Origin of the sequence: Actinomadura mexicana (assembly GCF_900188105.1) — a bacterium.
GTDB classification, from domain to species: domain Bacteria; phylum Actinomycetota; class Actinomycetes; order Streptosporangiales; family Streptosporangiaceae; genus Spirillospora; species Spirillospora mexicana.
On sequence record NZ_FZNP01000009.1, the window covers coordinates 20,967 to 40,645 of the forward strand.

Consider the following 19,679-nt stretch of genomic DNA (forward strand, 5'->3'; position numbering starts at 1 on the left):
CGAACCGCCCCTGGCCCGGGCACTCGGCACATTAGGGCACGGCCCCGGACAGCGCGGATCTTCCCGGCTCAGCCTTCCGTACTCACGGGTAATCAAACCGGGCACGGCATGCTAACCCGTACGCGCCGTCCAGGTCACTGTGATCCTGCACCCGTCAGAGCCCTGACCGACAGGTCGTCGTAGCGGTCCCGGTCGGCCTTCTCCCGTCCGGCGAAGGTCCCGGCGACCGCGCACGCGAACCCGATCGGGATCGACACGAGGCCCGGGTTCTCCAGCGGGAACAGGTGGAAGTCGACGCCCGCGGGGAACAGCGACAGGCTCACCCCCGTCACCGGATCGACCTTGCCGGACACGACGGGTGAGAAGACGACCAGCGCCAGCGACGCGACGAGGCCGCCGTAGATGCCCGCGACGACCCCCGCGGAGTTGAACCTCCGCCAGAACAGCGACAGCACGATCGCCGGGACGTTCGCCGAGGCGGCCATCGCGAACGCCAGCGCCACCAGGAACGCCACGTTCAGGTCGCGGGCGACCACCGCCAGGACGATCGCCAGCGATCCGACGAGGAACGAGGCGAACCGCGCGACCGCGACCTCCTGCGACTCGCGCGGGCGGCCGAGCATCAGCACCTGGCCGAAGTAGTCGTGCGCCAGCGACGTCGACGACGCCAGCACCAGCCCGGACACCACCGCGAGGATCGTCGCGAACGCCACCGCCCCGATGAACGCCAGCAGGACGTCCCCGCCGGCCCGTCCACCGACGTGCTCCCCGACGGCCTGTGCCAGCTGCGGCACCGCGGTGTTGCCCGAAGGGTCCTGCGCGACGATCGCGGACCGTCCCACCAGGGCCGCCGCGCCGAAGCCGAGCGCGAGCGTCATCAGGTAGAAGACGCCGACGAGGCCGATCGCCCACGACACCGACGTGCGCGCGGCGCGCCCGTCCGGGACGGCGAAGAACCGCGCGACGACATGCGGCAGGCCCGCCGTGCCGAGCACGAGGGCGAGCGCGAGGCTGATGAAGTCGAGTTTGTTGACCGCGGTCCGGTAGGCGTCGCCCGGGACGTCCCGCCCGTACTGGAGCCCGGGCCGCAGGAACGCCCCGCCCTTCCCGCTCGCGTCGGCGGCCGACCCGAGCATCGCGCCGGCGTCGAACCCGAACCTGCCGAGCACCAGCGCCGTCAGCACCACCGCCCCGGCCATCAGCAGCCCGGTCTTGATGATCTGCACCCAGGTCGTGGCCTTCATCCCGCCGAACGCCACGTAGAGGATCATCAGCGCGCCCACCGCGACGATCGTGACGGTCTTCGCGGTGCCCGCGCCCATCCCGAGGAACCGCTCGCCGCGATGGATGCCGAGCAGCAGCGACACCAGCGCCCCGGCCCCGACCATCTGCGCGAGCAGGTAGAACACCGACACGGTCACGGTGGACACGGCCGCGGCCCGCCGCACCGGCGCCTGCCGCCGCACCCGGCGCACCAGCACGTCCCCCATCGTGAACCGGCCCGCGTTGCGGACCATCTCGACCAGCAGCAGCGCGAGCAGCCACGCCACCAGGAACCCGATCGAGTACAGGAACCCGTCGTACCCGTTCAGCGCGATGATCCCGGCGATGCCGAGGAACGAGGCCGCCGACATGTAGTCGCCGGCGAGCGCGACCCCGTTCTGCGGGCCGGTGAACGTCCGCCCGCCCGCGTAGAAGTCGTCGGCGCCGCGCGTGGTCGCCCGCGCCCGCACCGTGATGGCCAGCGTGATCAGGATGAACGCCAGGAACAGCCCGAACGTCAGCGCGCGCCCCGTCACCGAAGTTCCCCGGCCAGCGGATCCAGCCTCCGGCGCGCGTAGACCAGGTATCCCAGGGTCAGCGCGAACGTCGAGACGAACTGCAGCAGCCCGAGCAGCAGCGCGACGTTGACGTGCCCGGCTACCGTCCGCGCCATGAACCCGCGCGCGAAGGCGGCCAGCCCGACGAACACGAGATACCACCCGAGGAACCCGGCCGTGACCACGACCGCCGCCCGCCGGAACCGCCTCCGCAACAGCAGGAACCTCTCATGGCCCGCAACGGGCGCTAGTCCCCCCGTCATCCGGTCTCCCCCTGCCCGCTCGTCACTCTCCGCGTCCTTTCGGTCGCCCTATGAGAGCAAAGATTCGCAGGCCGCAAGCACCGTTTGACGAGATCCGCATGGCGGCGGCCGGAGACGGCCAACCCTTCGCCGAGGTGGAGAAGCGACCGCGACCGCCCAGGTCAGGCGGGAGTGAACGGCATCCTCGCGCCCTTCCGGGGGCGAGGGTCAGCGTTCGTAGCGGCGATGGCCGCGCCTGCCCCTGAGAGCTGCGACGATCGCGACGCCGAGCATCGCCAGGCCGACCTGGAAGACCAGTTCGATCCAGTCGATCCCGTTCGTCGTGGCCACGCCGACCTTCTGCGCGATGGCCGTCCCGATGAGCGCGGCGACGATTCCGACGATCACGGTCATGATGACGCCGATGGGCTGGCGGCCGGGCAGCAGCAGCCGGCCGAGCACCCCGATGATCCCACCGATGACGATCGCGGTGATGATGCCTGTGATGTTCATGTCCTGGTCTGTGCCCGTTACAGCCTGAACGTCACCTTTCCCGGCCGTCCCCCATGGACCGCAGGTCGTCGAAGGTCAGCGCCGGTCCGCCGAGCTCCTCGGGACGCCCGGCGCGCAGGCCGCCGGCGCGCAGGCCGTCGATGAGCAGGTCGAGATGCCGGTGCGCCAGCTCCTCGCCCGTCTCCCGTGGCAGCGGGCCGGGCAGCGGGCGCGACAGCCGCACGAGCATCATCCCGACATCGCCGTGCGTGACGTCCGAACGCAGGTCGCCGTCCTTCTGGGCGGCGGCGACGAGTTCTCTCACGACGACGACGCCCTCGTCGCGGGTGGCGGCGATCTCCTCGTCGTCGAACGGGATCCGGTCCAGCAGGACGGGGAAGACGGCGCCGATGCGGATGTCCAGCACGCGGTGCATGTAGCGGACGAGGGCGGCGAAGGCGGTCCGCTCCTCGTCCCGCGCGCGCTTGACCTCGTCCCGGGTGCGCTCCAGGGCGTCCAGGGCGACGGCCCTCGTCAGCGTCCGCCGGTCGGGAAAGCGCCGGTACAGCGTGGCGATGCCGGTGCCCGCGCGCCGCGAGATCTCCTCCAGCGGCGCGCCCGGCCCCTGCTCGACGAACACCTCACGGGCGGCGGCGAGGATCCGGTCGCGGTTGTCCCGCGCGTCGGCCCGCAGCGGCCGCTGCTTCGCACCCATGCGCCCACCTTAGTGGAGGCCCGCCCTCCGATTTCCACTGCAACCTCGGCGGCGTCGGGTGGCTGTCCCGCCTGAGCGGCCTACCTCCGCATGACCCGCATCGGAAGGGCCCCGGCAGGACGGAACGTGATCTCCGCCCGGACGGGCACGGCCACGCCCGGCACCAGGTCGAGCCGGTGCGTCCGGGCGATGGTGGCGAGCACCAGCGTCGCCTCCAGCATCGCGAAACCGGCGCCCACGCAGATGCGGCGCCCGCCGCCGAACGGCAGATACGCGTACCGGGGATGTTTCTGCTCCCCCATGAACCGCTCCGGCTGGAAACCCTCCGGATTGGGCCAGACCTCGGCGTTCCGATGGATCAGATACGGCGGCACGGCGATCGTCGAACCGGCCGGCACCCGCACTCCGGCGACCTCGTCGTCCTCCAGCGCGTCGCGCTCGATGGTCCACGCAGGCGGGTAGAGCCGCATCGCCTCCGACAGGACGGCCTTCGTCCACGGCAGCCGGTCGAGGTCCCCGGCCTTCGGCTCCCCGCCGCCGAGAACCTCGTCCACCTCGTCCTCCAGGCGGTCTCTGGCCGCCGGATACTTCGACAGGAGCATGAACGTCCAGGCGAGCGAAGCCGCAGTGGTCTCGTGCCCGGCCAGCAACAGGGTCAGGACCTCGTCACGCAGCTCCGCCTCGTCGAACTGACCGCTCTCCTTGAGGAGATGCAGCAGTTCGCCACCGGACGAGCCCTGCACGACCCGCCGGACCATGCCGTCGAGGTGCTTCAGAGCGCCCCCGAGCCCCGGTACCCGCCGATATATGCCGCGCTTCGCGGTCGCCCCGGGCAAGAAGGTCCCAACTACCGCACCCCTTTGGAGGGCCTCGAGCGCCCGCCCCGTCTTCTCGGCCTCCCCTTCGAGCTCGCTGCCGAACAACGCCCGTCCCACGATGCCCAACGTGAGCCGCCGGAGTTCCCCCGCCGCGTCCAGCGCGACCCCGTCGGGCCACCGTCCGGCGGATCGAGCCGCCGTATCGACCATCTGCGACGCGAACCCGACGACGTGCCGCTGCGCGAACACCGGCTGCACCACCCGCCGGTGCTGCCGCCACGTCCCGCCTTCACTGGTGAGGAGCCCGTCTCCGAGTACGGCCCGGAGCGGCCGATACGTGAACGCCTTCACGTAGTTGTCCTGGTTGGCGACGAGGACCCGCTCGGCGTGCTCGGGACGCGACAACAGGAAGAACGCCCGGTTCCTTCCGAACGGCACCCGCACGGCGTCCCCGTAGCGTCTGGCGAGGGCTCCGTAGGTGTCGAGCGGGCTCCGGGCCATCCGCCCCCACCATCGAACAGCCTCGACCGCCCCCGGCCCCCGCACACCCCGTCCGTCCATGCCTCAACCGTAAGAACCGTCCCAGCCCACGACAACCCACCGCTCTTCGCTACCCATCACGGGTGAGGGCACGGATGGCTCACACGCTGGATGTGCGCTCTGCCCGCCGCTCCCTATCGTCCGAGCATGATCACAAGAAACCTGGTGCCCCGCGGCGCGGCCGCCGTCGTCCTGGCCCTGGCGGTCGGGGTCTCGGCCGTCCCGGCGAACGCGGCCACGCCCGGCCCCGCCGACCTGCGGCAGGTGGTGGAAAGCCTGAGCGGTCCGGACGGCGCTCCGGGGGCGCTGGCGCAGGTCCACGACCGGCACGGCCGTCTGACGGCCACCAGCGGAGTCGCCGACGTCCGGACGAACACACCGGTCGACCCCCGAAGCCGCTTCCGGATCGGCAGCCTGACGAAGCCGTTCACCGCCACCGTCGTCCTCCAGCTCGTCGGCGAAGGCCGCATCGAGCTGGACGCTCCCGTGGAGCGGTACCTGCCCGGCGTGGTTCGCGGCGCGGACAACGACGGGCGGCAGATCACCGTCCGCCAGCTGCTCCAGCACACCAGCGGGCTGCCGGACGTCCTGGACCACATGTCGCCGCTGGAGGTGCTCAAAGACCCGCTCCGGCACTGGGAGGCCCGCGAACTGGTGGACATCGCCCTGCCGCATCCGCGGGAGTTCGAACCCGGCAAGGGCTGGGGATACTCCAACACCAACTACCTCCTGGCCGGGATGATCATCGAGAGCGTCACGGGACGCCCCTACGGCGGGGAGATCCGCCGGCGCGTCATCCGTCCCCTCGGACTGCACGACACCTTCGTCCCGACGGACGCCCCCGGCATCCCGGGCCCGCACCCCCGCGGCTACGTCCGGCCGCAGTCCGAGCTGGTGGACATCACCCGCCTCAACCCGACCGTCGGCGGAGCCGCCGGCGGCATGATCTCCAGCGCCCCGGACCTCAACCGCTTCCTGGCGGCCGTCCTCCGAGGGCGCCTGCTGAAGCCGGCGCAGCTGCGGGAGATGCTGACCGCCCGCCCCACGGGCCGCACCTCAGGCTCCAAGTACGGCCTGGGACTGGAGTGGACCCCCTTCAAGGGCTCGCCCACCTGCGAGGACGGCTTCTGGAGTCACGACGGCGACATGCTCGGCTTCAGCGTCCGCACAGGCGCCACCACGCACGGTCGGCAGGCGACCGTCATGGTCAACCTCAACCCGGGCGGCGGCCCCGCCCTGGACGAGGCCATGAAGGCCGCCCTCCCGGACGCCCTGTGCGGCACCTGACCCGCTCACCCGGGGCATGACGCTACATACAGTGAACATCAGCGTTGACTCTCAACGCCTACCAGGAAGGGCCCACGGCGGCACCCGGTAACAGTCAGTAGCAGCGACCACATAAGGCCATCAACACACACTGACACGTGATAACTCTCCGTGTAAATCTTGTCGCGCGGCGTCACCGACGCCGCAAACCACGCCATACGAAACGGAGAGCCCCCCGATGGCCAATTGGAAAGCGCGCCTCCTGGTAGCCACGACCGCCCTGGCCGCCTGCGCCACCGTGACCGGACCTGCGGTCACCACCGCCGCTCAGGCCGCCACCGTCACGACCCAGCCGGCCCAGGCGGACCTGCCGCCCGGCGTCGTTCAACTCGACGATGCCGAAGGCTGCCCGCCGGCCACCCTCTGCCTCTACCAGCACTACAAGCGGCAGGGACCGGCCTACGGCATCGGCGCCGGCTACAAGGTCGCCCTCAAGGCCCTGCCCATGGGCAACGGCACCGCCGCCAACAACGTCTCCTCCTGGGTCAACAACACCCACAGCCTCGCCGTACTGATCGACGAGGACAACGGCAAGGCCCGTCCCCTGTACCCCGGCCAGCCCCTGGAGGAGCCGACGTCCGACAACGACACCGTCGACCTGGTCGACTGGGCCTGACGACCTAGACCCGGCCTCCCGCCTCCCCCCGCCGTCCGGCCGGCCACGTCCCACCCCGGCCGGACGGCCCTCACCCGGCCGGCAGCCCAGACCTGACCGCGCCGTCGAGCCTCCGAGTTCCGGCCTACGAGGCGCGGGCACGGCGAGGGCCCCACCGCTTCGATGGGGCCCACGGACCGCTTACCAGCGGTGCCGGTCGCGGATGATCTCATGGACCAACCGCATCAGGGAGACCAGGGCTCCAAGAGCCCACGGAGATCGCAACCGAAGACGGTCGTCTCTCTGGTTCCGCTGGAAGGGCATGGCCGACTCCTCCTCCTCGGTGCGGGCGACCCTCTTGGTGCCCGCCCCGCCGCAGGCGGGATCGCACCATTCACCGAAGATTCGACAACCGTCTTGCCCTCTGCCTCCACAGGCTAGGCCAGTACATCGCCGGTGCCCATCCGGGCTTCCACTGATTCGGTACCGGCCTGATTCCGAACATGCCCGCCGGTTTCGGCGGCAGGGTTTCACGAACGCAGCCCCGAGGTTTTCCCCGGGGCTGCATCATACGGACGCCCCACAATTAGGAGCGCCCTTTTTGGCCTCTGCCAGGCAGCAGGCATGCCAGAGGCTTGTCAAGCCCAAGCCAGGAAATGTCCGTCCTGCGCTCGGGAAGCACCGTTGACGCTTCCTCTGCGCCCGGCCTTTCCGGCGGGGGCCTATTGGGCGTACTTTGCGACCTCCGCGGCCTTCTCATCATGCGAGCCGGTCAGTGCGGCGTTGAGCAGCGAGGCGATCAGGATCGTGGCGATCCCGATCAGGCTGATCAGACCGACGCCCTGGGCGAGAACGACGAGCCCCACCACGCTGGTCAGCGCCGGCCCATTGGCCGACAGTGCACCGGCCAGCCTCTTCGGGAGACGGAGCGGCGCCTGCGCGACCCAGTAGAGGACGCTTCCGGCGACTCCGAGGAGACCTGCGACGACCCCGCGGACGGCGACTTCCCCGGTCCAGTGGACCGCGAGAAGGGAAGGCGCCCCGAGAAGCAGGCCGGCCACCATGGACAGGCCCGTTCCCTTGAGCAGGATTCCCGCGTGGGCCATCGCCTTTCCACCCGACACCATGACGGCGGAGGCCACCGCACCGCACAGGGCGGCCAGGAAGCCGGCACCGTCGATGCGCTGTCCCCAGGGGATCATCAGGGCCGCTCCGACCGCCGACATCAGCGGCAGAAGCAGCGGAAGCCCCTTCCTGTCGTCCCTCCACGCGATCACCATCGCCATGGTGATCGGGCCGAGGGTCGTGATCGCGTTGCCGGCCGAAAACGGCAGCCTGGTCACGTAGAACTGCGCCAAGAGATTGCCGCTGACGAAACTGACCAGAAAGGGCAGGACCGTCAGCACCCACCGGTGTCTCCGCTCCTTCTCGACGAGTCGGGCGAGGAGCCTGTGCGCCGGGGAGCATCTCTGGGCCGAGCGCGAGAGACCGGAGAAGAACCGATCACGCCTTTCGGTTCGGGGCACGGCGTCGAGGAGACGATTCTCCTGCAACCGCTGCCGCGCCCCCATGAGCAGCGCCACATAGAGCGGGGCGCCGAACATGTAGGTGATGGTGGTGGCCTGGAGGGCCGTCACCTGGAGATCCACCGTCAGCGGCTGCATGACGGCCGTCGTCGTACGCTGGAAGATCGCCCCTCCGACGTGCGCCGCCGAGGCCGCGAGCAGCCAGAGCGAACCGACCACGGTCGTGACGAGCCATACCTTGGCCCGCCGGGGGTGGCCGGCGAGCCACCGAGCGGCACGGCGCGGGTGGCGGACCACCCATCCGTAGAAACCACCGAGGTTGCGGAAGAGCCACTCCGGCGACGTGAACCGCTTACTTCGTCTATGGTTCACTTTCGTGACCTTTCTTTTGTTTGTGTGTGCTGCGCACGCCTAGCAATGCGCAGGGTCTGACGCCTTTGGCGGTGATACTCCCGAAGACGGCAGCGCCATCACCCACCGTCCGGGATCGCAACTCCCCGGCAAGCGTCGCCTTCGAAATGAAGAACTGATGAATATCGGGCGCGGGGTATTGCTAAGGGACCGACGTTTCCGACCAGTCCTCAGATTCGTGGCTCGAACCGAACCCGGTGCCCCCGCGGCCAGCGACCGGAGCCGCACGGGCGGCACCTGAGCTCTGCCGCCTCCAGCGCCGCTACGAGGCCCTTTGCGTCCTGGTTCTAGTGTTGGTCGCTACCCGCGTGAAAGAGGGCGTGACCGGCATCGATGCATGGCACCGTCCCCCACGCCCGCCTTCACGGCGACCCCGCTCCAGCCGAGGCGTGAACGTGGTGGCGGGCCGGCTCGGGCATGCCGACCCGGCACCCTCCACGCGCACGCCGTCAACGGGAAAACTCACCGCGACCCCCGCGGAGTTACGGCCTGTTTTCCTCTCACGCACGGCCAAACGGTTCGCACCAGACGCTTGCACGATGGGCACCGTTTGGGACGGTCAGTATCGACGGCGTGCGCAGCACGAAACATCCGGACAAGCAAAGCATTCACGGCCGTGCTCAGCACGGATCCCACAAAGGAGAGAACCTCATGCGGAACATCCGCCCCATCATCTTCGTACTCGTCATCGTCGTCTTCGTCTACCTCGTCGGCGACGGTGGCTTCATCTCCACTGCCATCGGCGGCGGCCTCGCCTTCGGCGGCTACCTGCTCAACCAGCGCTCGTGGGACAACCTCTCGGAGAAGGAGTCCAAGAAGCGCCCCCTCATCGGCAGCCTCATCCTCACCGCCCTCGTCACTTCCGCCATCAACTGCGGCGGAGGCGAGGGGGCCCTGTCCGGCGTCCTCACGGGCTTCGGCGGCACCGGCCTCATGCTGGTGGGATGGCTGATCATCAAGCACCTCGGGCCCGAGGAGTTCCGCGGCTCGAAGTAAACCCACCAGGGCTCGCCAGGGCTCTGGTCCGACCTAGAGCGGCCCCCCGTGGGCCGCTTTGTCGTATGCAGACGCCCTCTGCGAACGTCCCCGCCCGCGGCTTGTTCGTCGTCCCCGCGGCGAACCGACGCGAGATGGCATCGGTAGCGAGACACGGCCCCGGCGGATGCCCGCACTGGCGGAACCGGTGACGGGGCAGGCCCGTTGGAGGGATCGAGGCAGTCATCGCGTTGCTCACGATCCCCGGGCTAGTGATCGCGCTGGTCGCCCTTGCCGTCCTCGATCGTGTCGGCCTGTGGGCGCACCGCACCTTCCAGCCGCCCTGGAGGCGGGACGAAGCCGGCCGCCCAGTCTCCGCGGGGCCGGAACCTCAAGCCGTGGGCAGGGAGCCCTTGTCCATCAGGCCCCATGGTCGTTGGTGATCACGAGCTCCGTTCAGCGGGTTCGTGCCGGTGGCACGATCTCGCCCACGGCGCCCGAGGGTTCCAGGCGGACAACGGTGGGGCCGCGCTCGCACTCCCATGTGGTGACGTTGGCGAAAACCGTCTCCCCGTGGCGCCAGAGCCCCCCGTCCTGGTGGATGTGGCCGAACAGGTGCAGTTTGGGACGGACCTGTCGCACCCGGGCCAGCAGGTCCTCACAACCGTGGCGTCCGGGGTAGGCGTTCGCGTCACCGATTCCCAGGGGAGGCCCATGCGTGACCAGGACGTCGACGCTGTCCGGAATCATGGCCCATTTTTCCGCGAGGGAACGCCCCCGAGGAAGGTTGAAGGCCCACTCGTTGAACTCCGGCTGCCAGGGACTACCCCAGAACGTGACGCCGCCGATCTCCGTGCCGCTGTCCTCCAGATAGCGGATGCCGCGGTCGGCAAGGACGGCGCGGGCTCGTGCGGGCTCGTCCAGGAACATCCAGTCGTGGTTGCCCGCGACGACCACCTTCGTCCGATGCGGGAGGGCTTGCATCCAGTTCGCGGCGTCCTCGAGTTCTTTGAGGTCCTTGCCGTGCCGGCACAGGTCACCGGCGTGCACGAAGACATCCCCATCGGGGACGGCGAGATCGTGATGAAAGGTGTGCGTATCGGCAACCGCAACAATCCGCATAATGCAAGCGTACTGAGCCTCCGCACCACCATCGAAGATCGCGACTGCACGACCGCGGTCGGGGAGGTGTGGGCAGCCATTCTGGTTCGGTCGGCCAATGTGCCAGCAGTGGACTCGGCCAGCTAAAGTGCGCGCGTGACACCAGTGATCGGGTTCGATTGGCAGGCGGTGGTCTACCGGGACTTCGACGTCGACCTGGACGAACCCGGCCAGCGCAGTGGCGCGGCGCTAGAAGCGCTGCTGGCCGACCTGAACGTGGAGGTGGAGGCCCCGTTCGCCCTCGGCGAGTGGGTCGGCCGGCTGGGCGCCCCCGCGAAGGCGGGGCCGACCGCACTGCTGGAGCGGCTCACCCACCCCGAGGCGCGGATCCGCCGGATCCTGGCCGTCGTGCTCGCCTACCTGGACCTGCCCGACGATGCGGTTCAGGGCCTCCGCGCCAGCAGCGCGAGCGAGCCGGACGCCCCGACCAGGCTCGCGCTGCTGCTGGCTCTCGGCCGGTACCCCCTGATCCATGACCACCTGCGCCGCCACCTGGATCGCGAGCCGTCCGACGCGCTGGGCGCCGCTCTCGGCCTGCTGCTGCACAGGCCCGAGGCGGTGGACGACACGGTGCTCGACGCGCTCGCCCTCTGTGACGGCGAGGCCGGATCGGCCCTGGCCGAACTGGCCTGGGGCGACCCCGAATGGGTCGGTCTCCCGCCGTGCGGCTCCGTCGAGGCCGTGGACGGCTGGCTTCACCCCACGCCCGACCTTCGCTCACGCTGGCTGTCGCGGATGCTGGTTCGATTGAGGACCGGCCGGCTGAACGCAGCGGCCACCCGAATCCTGGTCAACGCCGCAGACTCCCTTTTCCAGCGGTTCCCCGAACACGCTCCCGCCGTCGCGTCCCTGCTCCGGCACCCAGATCCCGCCGTGCGGCGAGCGGCCGCGGCCACGAACTATCTGCCGTCTCATGACGCGTACGCCGATGCCCTGGCAGCCTCTCTGAGCGACTCCGAGGTGTCGGAGAAGGCCCTTATCGCACTCACCCGGCGCGGTGACCTCCGATGCGTGCCCCCGATTCAGCGGCTGATCCGCCACGGCACGCTGGACCTCCAAACGCAGCACCGGTTCCGTGCCGCATCGGCGCTGGCCGAGCACCTTTGGCCACAGGTCCGAGCGCGGCTCGCCACATCTCCCTCTGCCGGCGAGACCAGGGCCCTGCTGTCGTGGGTCAAGGAATGGCGCGATGGAGAACAGGCCGTTCCCGAGGTCACCGCCATCCTGGAAGGGTTGATTCCGCGCCTCGGCATCCCCACACCCCACAGCAATGAGCTCGAGACCGTCAGCGCGTGCTGCATGTTCCTACGCAGATGGGGTCTGGCCGACGAAGAGGCGCTGACCGTCCTCCGGCGGGTCGCGTCGGGCCCGGACCCGGAGACCGGCCTCGCCGCCGTCCGCGCGCTGATGGGTCTCGGCGAACCGGCCGACGAAGAGGTGGTCGGCCTGCTGCTGAACATCCTGCAACGTCGCCGCCAGTTCGGCCGCAAGGCCGGACGCCACGGCTGGCGCTTCGACACCAATGCCTGCGACTGGCTCGGCGAACTCGGCCCCAGGGCCCGTGCGGCCGTCCCCGACCTTCGCGCCTTGCGCGACGACCCAGCCGAACCCGCCCGCGCCGCCGCGGCCTTCGCGCTCTGGAAGATCACCCGCGACGCCGGCGAGGCGCTGCCCGTACTGATCGAACAGATTCCCGACGACCCCGTGCGTACGCTGTACGACCTCAGCCTGATGGGTGACGCGGCCCGCCCTGCCCTCCCCGTCCTCCGCGACTACGCCGCAGGCGAGGGCGACATAGCGAAACGCGCCCGGCAGGCCCTGAGACGCATCGAGCCCAAGGCATGACCGGGACTTGGACCCTTACCCTTTTGTCACAGCGGGATCTGTGGTGCGAGGGTTGTCCAAGAACGTTGAATGGCCTGCCATTCGGCGAAGCGGCCGGTCAGCGCTGTTATCAGAACGGCGGTCAGTATCCCCGCCTGGGCCAGGTCGGATACGCCAGTGGTCACTACGGTTGAATGTTGCCATGCGCAGCCAGCTTTGGGCCAGGCTCCCCCCTGAACTCCAGGAGCGAGTGGACGCCCTGGTCACCAGTGGCCGCAAGTTCGAAGCAGTGAAGACGATTTACGACAGCATCCATGAGCCGTCCCGGCCGGGCCTGCATGAGTGCCAGATTCTGGTCGCCGAACGTCACGCCGCCCTTGGCAGGCGCTTCCACCGGTCCCCGACCCCGCCCCTTGACCTCGAAGCCCTCACTGACAAGGTCCAGGTCCTGGCCCGGCGACCGGCCGCCATCGAAGTCCTGTGGGACGGAGACAGCGAGGGATGGTTCGTCCTGCTGCTCGCGATCATGATCAACCCCCGGGCAGAACACCACCTCGCCACCGTCCAGCACGGAACGGACTTGCGCGTCTTCAACGGTTCGGTCCCGCCCTGGCCTGAGGCAGCGGAGGCGAGCGCGATCGGGAAGGCACTCGCAGAGCGCTTTGGCGTTCCGTTCCATTTCGCGAGCCCTGAGACGCCAGACGACGAAGCGCCGCGCTGGTGGGACATCGAGCAAGCGTCCGGGATGTAAGGCAAGCACCAGAGCGGATCTGTTGGCCACTGACCCGATGAGCAGGGCGGGGGTCTGCATGCGCCTGAAGCCATGTCCGCTGGGTGCCCCGGTGCTCGTCAGGAGTATGAGGTGTCGTGGACCCCACCGGGGCGCCCATGGCCTCCTGCAGTGACTTCGACAAGGTTTTCCAGGTCGCGCCCGTCGGGTTCGTTCAAGAAGTGCTGACTCTCGCGGCGCACGGCACGTGGGCGCTCACTTCCGGGGAGACGCCCGGCGAACCTGCCCGGGCCGCCGACCGGTCCGATCGCGGTACCTCGCAATGGGGGACACTGGGACGGTGACCACCGACGACGGCCGCCCCAGCCCGCCAGTGACGAGCACATCCATCTTCCTGCTGTCACTGGCGCGTCGGATCGAGACCGAACTCAACGCCCTTCTGGCGCCGCTGGAACTAACGGTCAGCAGACTCGGGCTGCTCGCCCACATCGGCGTCGTACCGGGGGCGTCGTTCAGCGATCTGGCGCGAATGTCCGGGATCACCGTGCAGAGCGCGCACGGAGCGGTGAAGGCGCTCGCCGCTGCGGGCCTGGTGCGCGACAGCAACGCCCGCGCGGGTTCACCCTCGACGCTGGAGATCACGGCAGAGGGGGGCCGCCTGCTGGAGGCCGCCCAGCGGGCTGCGGCCGAGGTCGACGACCGGATGTTCGGCCCGGACGCCGACCCAGTCCATCGGCGGATCGGGGAAACGGTACGCACCGCGTTCGCCGGCCGCATCACTTCCTGACCTGGCACGGAACCCAACCTCCCTCCTCTGCGCCCACCCCACCTTCAGCCTTCCTGAAGCTACCCCTAGGCTTCAGGAAGGCTGAAGGTTGGATGACACGGAGTGAACCCATGAGCGAAAAAACAGGAAGCCCTTTGTCGCGGCGCGCCGCTCTCACCACGTTCGCGGCGACCGCCGGTGCTGCCGCGGCCGCGGGCGGAGCGCTGGCGGCGAGTGGCCGCGACGCCGCCCCGGCTCGCCCGTCCCATACGGAGCGGCGGACCGAACCGTTCCACGGAGCACACCAGGCGGGCATCGCCACGCCGCAACAGCGGTACGCGATCTTCGCCGCCTTCGACCTGGAGACGACCGACCCGCGCAAAGGCAGGCGGCTGACCACCGAGCAGGCCGCGGCCAACTTCCAGCGGCTCATCCAAGGCTGGTCGGCCGCCGCCGAACGGCTCACGCAGGGACGTCCGCCCGGCCCGATGCCGTTCGCCCGGCCGGAGGTGCCCGCGGACTCCGGCATCGCCGACGGCCTCGAACCGGCCCGGCTGACCGTCACCTTCGGCTTGGGGCCCAACTTGTTCAAGCGGATCGGACGGGAACGCGACCGGCCCCGGCGGCTGAGCCCGCTTCCCTCCTTCGGCGAGGACCGGCTGGAGTCGGCGTGGAGCGGCGGCGAGATGCTCGTCCAAATCTGCGGCGAGGACCTCCAGACCGTCAGCCGCGCCTTCCGTACCCTCCGCAGCCGCGCTCCAGGAGTGGCCCGGTTGCGCTGGAGCCAGCAGGGCTTCCTGGGCATGTTCGGAGGCTCGACTCCGCGCAACCTCTTCGGCCACAAGGACGGCACCGCCAACGCCCGGCCGGGGACCGGCCAGTTCGACGACGCCGTCTGGTCCACCGCGGACGAACCGGCCTGGTTCTCCGGCGGCACCTACCTGGTCTTCCGCAAGATCCGCATGGACCTGCCGAAATGGGACACCTCCACGACGCGGACGCAGGACCAGACGATCGGACGGCGGCGAGACAACGGCGCCCCGCTCAGCGGCGGGCACGAGTTCAGCACCCCCGACCTCCGCAAGGCCGGTCCGGACGGCAAGCCCCTCATCCCCGCCGACTCCCACCTGGCTCTTGTCCGCGACGTCCCTATGCTGCGCCGCTCGTACAACTACGACTACGGCTTCCAAGGAATGGGCGGGGCAATCCCGGCGGACCACCATCACGATGCCGAGGACGCGGACCACGATCACGGCGAGGACATGCCCGAGCACTCGGGCAGCGGCCACTCCAGGTACGACAGCGGCGTTCTCTTCTGCGCCTACCTGCGCGACCCCGCGGAGTTCGTCCGCCTCCAGCGCAAGCTGGACAAGTCCGACCGCCTGAACGCCTTCATTCGGCATACCGGCAGCGCGGTCTTCGCCGTCCCGCCGGGCGTGCGGCCCGGCGGGCACGTGGCCTCCGCACTGCTCACCGCCCGGTGATTCCCGACGCGCGAGAAGCGGATCTCTTTACGCTCGGACTTGGCCAAGATCAGCGCAACCACTACTCACCTTCTCAGGCGAGCGAATTCCGAGCGCGCAATCCCCGCATCTGTTTGCCGAGATAGGAAGCTTTGTGTGCCCACCTCGACTTCGGTCCGGAGTGCTTGTTCGCGCGAACGGCGGGAGGGCGTGACAGGGCGTCTCGCGCGAATGAGTGCTCCGGGTCGCGGGGGGCTGGGGGTCGCGAGACCCCCGCTTCGCGCACGCTCAACCTACTTGCCGCTGCCGTACGACTCGTACGCGAGGTACTCACCAAAATCGTCCCGAAGCCACGCGGGAGTTCCCCACTGCCCACCATGTTTCAGCGAACCCTCGTAAACGATCTCCAAGAAGCTGCCTTCCCTATCATCCATGAGTCCGAGTCGCTGATTCCCGCTGTAGAGGAAGAGCGAAACGCGGGTGTCAGGCCTCCCATCGATGAGTTGCATCCCCAGGATTCCGTCCCAGCACAACTGGAAGCCGCTGCCTTGAGGGGGCAAACTACGGATACTGCAGGAGAACCCCGACCCCTCGTCATGCAAACACTCGTTCATGGGAGTCACTAGCTCGATTTGTTCCTGCAACAACGTACTCAACTCCGCCACGAGCCGGTTAATCCAACCCGGTCGGGGATCATCTCTGCCAGTCACCCGGCACGCCTCCCGAGCCGCTAGTGAAGGTTATGGTGCCGACGCTGAGCGTAGGGCGGCCGTGCCCGGTGGCGCGAGACGGGACCGGACGGAACAGGCCGCATGCCCGGGCGTGTCCAGTTAACGGCTCTGTCGCAGCTATTTTCGGCCCTGTCGCAGTTTCGGTGGTAGCGGAGGGTGTCAGCCCGTCACGCTGAGGGGTGATCGAGGGCGGCAGGCTTGTCGATGTGGTGTTCTCGGGCCTGTCTGGCCTGGTCATCGAGGATGTGACGGACGAGGGCGAGCTGAGTCGGGTGCGGGCCCGCAGCCGGAGGGTGCCGGTGCCCTGCCCGGAGCGCGCGGTCGAGACCGCCCATGTCCATGGGTGGTGCGGGCGGACCGTGGCCGATGTTCCCGTTGATGGACGGCCGGTCGTGTTGGAAGAGGACGATCGTCCTGGCCTGTCCCCCCGCCGCCTCGCCCGGCTCCTACTCGCCCGCCCCGACAATCTCAAGCCCGACCAGCACGAACTCCTCGCCAAAACCACCGGAGCCTGCCCGGAGATGAGCGCGCTCGCCGCCCTGGTCCGCGCCTTCGCCCGGCTCCTGGTCCCCGCCACCGACAACGCAGACCGGCTGCAAGAGTGGATCAGCACCGCCGAAAAGATAAACCTGCTGAACGTCCACTCGTTCATTCGCGGCCTGCGACTCGACATCGACACCGTCCGTGCCGCTCTGACCAGCGAGAATCACAACGGCGGAACCGAAGGCGTCAATACCAAGACCAAGCTGATCAAAAGACAGATAAACAGCCGGGCAGGCTTCCACCTCCTGCGCCACCGCATCCTCCTCGGATGAGCCTCACCCTCCGCTACCACCGAAAGAGCGACAGAGCTGAAAGCCGTACAGTCCCGGAAGAGACAGCCTGATGGCCAAGACCGCTCTCGCCGACCCCGAAGAGCCGCGCAGGCCCGGCAAGTCCAAGCTCCGTGACGGAGTCATGAAGCGGGGCAAGACCTGGTCCTACGTCATCCGCGTCACCGACCCCGAAACCGGCATCTCCAAACCCAAGTGGGTCGGCGGCTTCCCGACCGAAGACGCCGCCAAAGAAGCGCGCGACGAGGCACGCGTGGGGGCACGGCGGGGCGAGTACATCGACCGCAACGCCATCACCGTGGGCGACTACCTAGACGAGTGGCTCGACGCCCACGCGGTCGAGATCAAGCCCAAGACCCTCGCCAACTACCGCTATCTGATCGACCGGCACGTCCGACCCAACATCGGTGGTCTGCGGCTCCAGACCGTCCGGCCAGGCCAGATCACCAAGCTCTACCGCGACCTCGTCACCGTGGGCGGCCGAAAGGGTGCGGGGCTCTCGCCTCGGACGGTCGCGCATGTGCACTCGGTGCTCCGGAAGGCGTTCGGTGACGCTGTCCGGGTTGATGAGCTGATCGCGTCCAACCCCACGGAACGCGCGAAGCGGCCCCGGCTCCATCACGGTGAGCCGGGGAAGGTCTGGACGCCTGCACAGCTCCGGGCCCTCCTCGTCTCCGCTGAGGGCCATCGGCTGTCGGCGTTCTTCCACCTGGCCGCCTACACCGGCGCTCGACGCGGTGAGCTGCTCAACCTGCGGTGGCCGGATGTCGACCTCGACGGGGCCTCGATCCATATCAAGGGCTCGGTAGGGTTCGTCGCCGGCGAGCGCATCGAGGGGACGACCAAGAGCGGCCGGTCCCGTGTCGTGAGCCTCGACCCCGGCACGGTCGACGTCTTCAAGGCACACCGCAAGCGGGCTCGCCGACAAACTCAAAGCGGGCGAGTTCTGGAAGGGCTCCGAAGGTCGCCACGTGTTCGCCACGGGATGGGGTGAGCCGGTCCACCCCGACACGGTCTCATCCCTCATGGCGAGGCTAATCAGAGAGTACAACGCAGCGGACGGCGTCGCCGCTCTCCCGCACGCAAGGCTTCACGACCTCCGCCACGTCCACGCGACGACCCTGCTCCTGGCGGGCGTCCCGGTTCACGTGGTGGCCGCCCGCCTTGGGCACGCTGACCCGGCGATCACGCTGCGGGTCTACGCGCACGTCGTCAACGAGCAACTCGCCGAAGCGGCCACGCCCTTCGCCGACAGGATCGACGGCGCGGCGTAGTCGGCTGTTAGCAAACCCGTTAGCAAAAGCCCCCTTCCAACACCCGGAAGGGGGCTTTGAGCTGGGAGCCGGCGAGGGGACTTGAACCCCTAACCTTCTGTTTACAAGAGACCGGCCGCTCTTCGATTACTGCCATCACCGCAGGTCAACCTGTGTGCGCCTGGTCGTTGGTGCCAGCAGTCGTAAGCCTCTGTTGCGGTACTTCCGTGCTGTACTGCATTGCTCTTGTCAAAGCTACCCCGGCTTGAAAAGCCGATCACGATCAAGTGGCGTGACCTGGCAACTCTGTGACCTCGCACTCCCTAGATCATCTCATCAGGAGCGACCGTGAGTCCCCGTTGCTCCCCCCTGCCAACGGGCACGCTCCCGGTGGCGGGCGGCGTCGGCCCGGAGTGCTCGTCCGCGCGAACGGTGGGACGTGGTGACAAGACCTACCCGCGCGGGCGAGTACTTCGGTTCGCGGGGGTCTGGGGGCGGTGGAGCCCCCCAGCGTCACCCACGATCAACCAAGACGAGTCGACCGCATCCTCATCAGTTCGATCCAGGCTGGTGGTCGGCTGCCCGCGTGCCTGGTCCGAGTGTGTGCCACGGGCCGCGATCATCCGCTCGCGTCTGCCCTGTTGCTGTCATTGTTGCCGTCAGCCGAACGTCGTGGCCGCATCGTCCTACCCGCGCGGACTCGCCTTCATCGTGCCCCGTGCGCGCCGCGCACAGCAACCCCGACCTGATCTCTTGTACGCTGCCGACCCACCCTGCGGGAAGCGGGCCGACTCCTGGGGCCAAGGTGGAGTTCCTCATTGGAAGAACGGCCTTGGCCCCCAGGTGGCGGTCTGCTCTGCTTGCCTGGGTCGGAAGCTTCGGGTGATCGGACTTCCACCCCAGCCCCAGAATTCCGGTCCGTCGGTGCCCCGCCCCGGGGCTGTTGATCCCCTACCCGAGGCACCTCTTTGTCGTAACCCGGCACCTTCCAGCCTGCGGTCAGAGCTTTGGAAACGGGCGCTCACCGGGGAGCGTCGACGACCCGGACCCCCCACAAACCCTCCTCGCCGCGGGTGAGGGTCGCGTTCATGCCGCTCGGAAGCGACTTGTCGATAAAAGACATGATCTCATCGTTGGAGAATCCGAGACGCTGCATGACGGTGACCAGGTCATCCCGGACGGCGGACAGGTTCGGGTAGGTGTCACGGGTGCCGTCGGCTCGCTGCCATTGTGTCCCGTTGAGTCTGGTCTGAATCTGGATCATTCCGTCATCGTAGGCGGCTTCAGACGGCCAGCGCCTGACGTTTCCTGTACTCACAAGTTTGGTAAACCAAGCCCGGGTTCGGGCCAGGCACTCAGCGCGGAAAGCCCGAGCGTTCGCTCGGATTGATTGGATGGGCTGGGTCGTAGTCCTGGTGCTCCTGCTCGGCCGCAGGGCGCGGGACGGGACCGGCCCCC

General features: G+C 68.8%; 18 protein-coding genes. 10 read left to right on the top strand and 8 right to left on the bottom strand.

Going from position 1 to position 19,679, the window contains the following annotated elements:
• Positions 1-134 precede the first annotated feature (134 nt).
• The 5 genes from CHC11_RS23005 to CHC11_RS23025 all read right to left on the bottom strand — a co-directional run bounded on the left by CHC11_RS23005 (position 135) and on the right by CHC11_RS23025 (position 4,648).
• The gene (locus tag CHC11_RS23005; RefSeq protein WP_089313878.1) at positions 135-1,799 is read right to left on the bottom strand and encodes a solute symporter family protein; all 1,665 of its coding nucleotides are present in this window, start codon (positions 1,797-1,799) and stop codon (positions 135-137) included.
• Entirely contained in the window at positions 1,796-2,083 is a 288-nt protein-coding gene (locus CHC11_RS23010; RefSeq protein ID WP_089313879.1) for a DUF485 domain-containing protein, read from the bottom strand. The genes CHC11_RS23005 and CHC11_RS23010 overlap by 4 nt, the downstream gene beginning before the upstream one ends.
• Before the next feature lie 207 nt (positions 2,084-2,290).
• On the bottom strand, positions 2,291-2,575 hold the full coding sequence (locus CHC11_RS23015) for a GlsB/YeaQ/YmgE family stress response membrane protein (RefSeq protein ID WP_089313880.1): 285 nt from the start codon (positions 2,573-2,575) through the stop codon (positions 2,291-2,293).
• 31 nt (positions 2,576-2,606) lie between these two features.
• The gene (locus tag CHC11_RS23020) at positions 2,607-3,269 is read right to left on the bottom strand and encodes a TetR/AcrR family transcriptional regulator (protein WP_089313881.1); all 663 of its coding nucleotides are present in this window, start codon (positions 3,267-3,269) and stop codon (positions 2,607-2,609) included.
• 80 nt (positions 3,270-3,349) lie between these two features.
• Positions 3,350-4,648, bottom strand: a complete 1,299-nt coding sequence (locus CHC11_RS23025; RefSeq protein WP_089313882.1) for a cytochrome P450 — start codon at positions 4,646-4,648, stop codon at positions 3,350-3,352.
• 126 nt (positions 4,649-4,774) lie between these two features.
• Between CHC11_RS23025 and CHC11_RS23030 the strand changes: the two genes are divergently transcribed.
• Entirely contained in the window at positions 4,775-5,914 is a 1,140-nt protein-coding gene (locus CHC11_RS23030) for a serine hydrolase domain-containing protein (RefSeq protein WP_089313883.1), read from the top strand.
• Positions 5,915-6,131: 217 nt separating this feature from the next.
• Positions 6,132-6,569 carry a peptidase inhibitor family I36 protein gene (locus CHC11_RS23035; RefSeq protein ID WP_089313884.1) on the top strand — a complete coding sequence of 146 codons (438 nt, stop codon included), beginning with the start codon at positions 6,132-6,134 and terminating at the stop codon, positions 6,567-6,569.
• A 701-nt stretch (positions 6,570-7,270) separates the two neighbouring features.
• Here CHC11_RS23035 and CHC11_RS23040 read toward each other — a convergent pair.
• Complete coding sequence (locus tag CHC11_RS23040; RefSeq protein ID WP_143227205.1) at positions 7,271-8,293, bottom strand: DMT family transporter; 1,023 nt, start codon at positions 8,291-8,293, stop codon at positions 7,271-7,273.
• 843 nt (positions 8,294-9,136) lie between these two features.
• Here CHC11_RS23040 and CHC11_RS23045 point away from each other — a divergent pair.
• Complete coding sequence (locus CHC11_RS23045) at positions 9,137-9,481, top strand: hypothetical protein (RefSeq protein WP_089313886.1); 345 nt, start codon at positions 9,137-9,139, stop codon at positions 9,479-9,481.
• A 435-nt stretch (positions 9,482-9,916) separates the two neighbouring features.
• Here CHC11_RS23045 and CHC11_RS23050 read toward each other — a convergent pair whose 3' ends face one another.
• The gene (locus tag CHC11_RS23050; RefSeq protein WP_089313887.1) at positions 9,917-10,582 is read right to left on the bottom strand and encodes a metallophosphatase domain-containing protein; all 666 of its coding nucleotides are present in this window, start codon (positions 10,580-10,582) and stop codon (positions 9,917-9,919) included.
• A gap of 135 nt (positions 10,583-10,717) precedes the next feature.
• Here CHC11_RS23050 and CHC11_RS23055 point away from each other — a divergent pair, with 135 nt between their 5' ends.
• The 7 genes from CHC11_RS23055 (at position 10,718) to CHC11_RS43520 (ending at position 18,242) form a co-directional block, all read left to right on the top strand.
• On the top strand, positions 10,718-12,466 hold the full coding sequence (locus CHC11_RS23055; RefSeq protein ID WP_143227206.1) for a hypothetical protein: 1,749 nt from the start codon (positions 10,718-10,720) through the stop codon (positions 12,464-12,466).
• Between the two features lie 229 nt (positions 12,467-12,695).
• Positions 12,696-13,196 (top strand): hypothetical protein, encoded by a 501-nt coding sequence (locus CHC11_RS23060; RefSeq protein WP_245919632.1) that lies wholly within the window; start codon positions 12,696-12,698, stop codon positions 13,194-13,196.
• A gap of 319 nt (positions 13,197-13,515) precedes the next feature.
• Positions 13,516-13,962, top strand: coding sequence for a MarR family winged helix-turn-helix transcriptional regulator (locus CHC11_RS23070; RefSeq protein ID WP_089313891.1), 447 nt, complete (start codon positions 13,516-13,518; stop codon positions 13,960-13,962).
• A 110-nt stretch (positions 13,963-14,072) separates the two neighbouring features.
• Positions 14,073-15,425, top strand: a complete 1,353-nt coding sequence (locus tag CHC11_RS23075; RefSeq protein WP_089313892.1) for a Dyp-type peroxidase — start codon at positions 14,073-14,075, stop codon at positions 15,423-15,425.
• An 889-nt stretch (positions 15,426-16,314) separates the two neighbouring features.
• A complete protein-coding gene (locus tag CHC11_RS23085; RefSeq protein WP_089313894.1) occupies positions 16,315-16,950 on the top strand; it encodes a transposase in 636 nt (211 codons plus the stop codon).
• A 142-nt stretch (positions 16,951-17,092) separates the two neighbouring features.
• Positions 17,093-17,962 (top strand): tyrosine-type recombinase/integrase, encoded by an 870-nt coding sequence (locus CHC11_RS23090; RefSeq protein ID WP_089314186.1) that lies wholly within the window; start codon positions 17,093-17,095, stop codon positions 17,960-17,962.
• The gene (locus tag CHC11_RS43520; RefSeq protein ID WP_089313895.1) at positions 17,940-18,242 is read left to right on the top strand and encodes a tyrosine-type recombinase/integrase; all 303 of its coding nucleotides are present in this window, start codon (positions 17,940-17,942) and stop codon (positions 18,240-18,242) included. Before CHC11_RS23090 ends, CHC11_RS43520 begins: the two co-directional genes overlap by 23 nt.
• Positions 18,243-19,242: 1,000 nt before the next feature.
• Here CHC11_RS43520 and CHC11_RS23100 read toward each other — a convergent pair.
• Complete coding sequence (locus tag CHC11_RS23100) at positions 19,243-19,485, bottom strand: hypothetical protein (protein ID WP_089313896.1); 243 nt, start codon at positions 19,483-19,485, stop codon at positions 19,243-19,245.
• Positions 19,486-19,679: the final 194 nt, after the last annotated feature.

Coding starts and splice junctions, on each gene's coding strand:
- CHC11_RS23010 (WP_089313879.1), bottom strand. CDS start 2,083: ATGACGGGGGGACTAGCGCCCGTTGCGGGCCATGAGAGGTTCCTGCTG.
- CHC11_RS23015 (WP_089313880.1), bottom strand. CDS start 2,575: ATGAACATCACAGGCATCATCACCGCGATCGTCATCGGTGGGATCATC.
- CHC11_RS23020 (WP_089313881.1), bottom strand. CDS start 3,269: ATGGGTGCGAAGCAGCGGCCGCTGCGGGCCGACGCGCGGGACAACCGC.
- CHC11_RS23025 (WP_089313882.1), bottom strand. CDS start 4,648: ATGGACGGACGGGGTGTGCGGGGGCCGGGGGCGGTCGAGGCTGTTCGA.
- CHC11_RS23030 (WP_089313883.1), top strand. CDS start 4,775: ATGATCACAAGAAACCTGGTGCCCCGCGGCGCGGCCGCCGTCGTCCTG.
- CHC11_RS23035 (WP_089313884.1), top strand. CDS start 6,132: ATGGCCAATTGGAAAGCGCGCCTCCTGGTAGCCACGACCGCCCTGGCC.
- CHC11_RS23045 (WP_089313886.1), top strand. CDS start 9,137: ATGCGGAACATCCGCCCCATCATCTTCGTACTCGTCATCGTCGTCTTC.
- CHC11_RS23050 (WP_089313887.1), bottom strand. CDS start 10,582: ATGCGGATTGTTGCGGTTGCCGATACGCACACCTTTCATCACGATCTC.
- CHC11_RS23075 (WP_089313892.1), top strand. CDS start 14,073: ATGAGCGAAAAAACAGGAAGCCCTTTGTCGCGGCGCGCCGCTCTCACC.
- CHC11_RS23090 (WP_089314186.1), top strand. CDS start 17,093: ATGAAGCGGGGCAAGACCTGGTCCTACGTCATCCGCGTCACCGACCCC.
- CHC11_RS23100 (WP_089313896.1), bottom strand. CDS start 19,485: ATGATCCAGATTCAGACCAGACTCAACGGGACACAATGGCAGCGAGCC.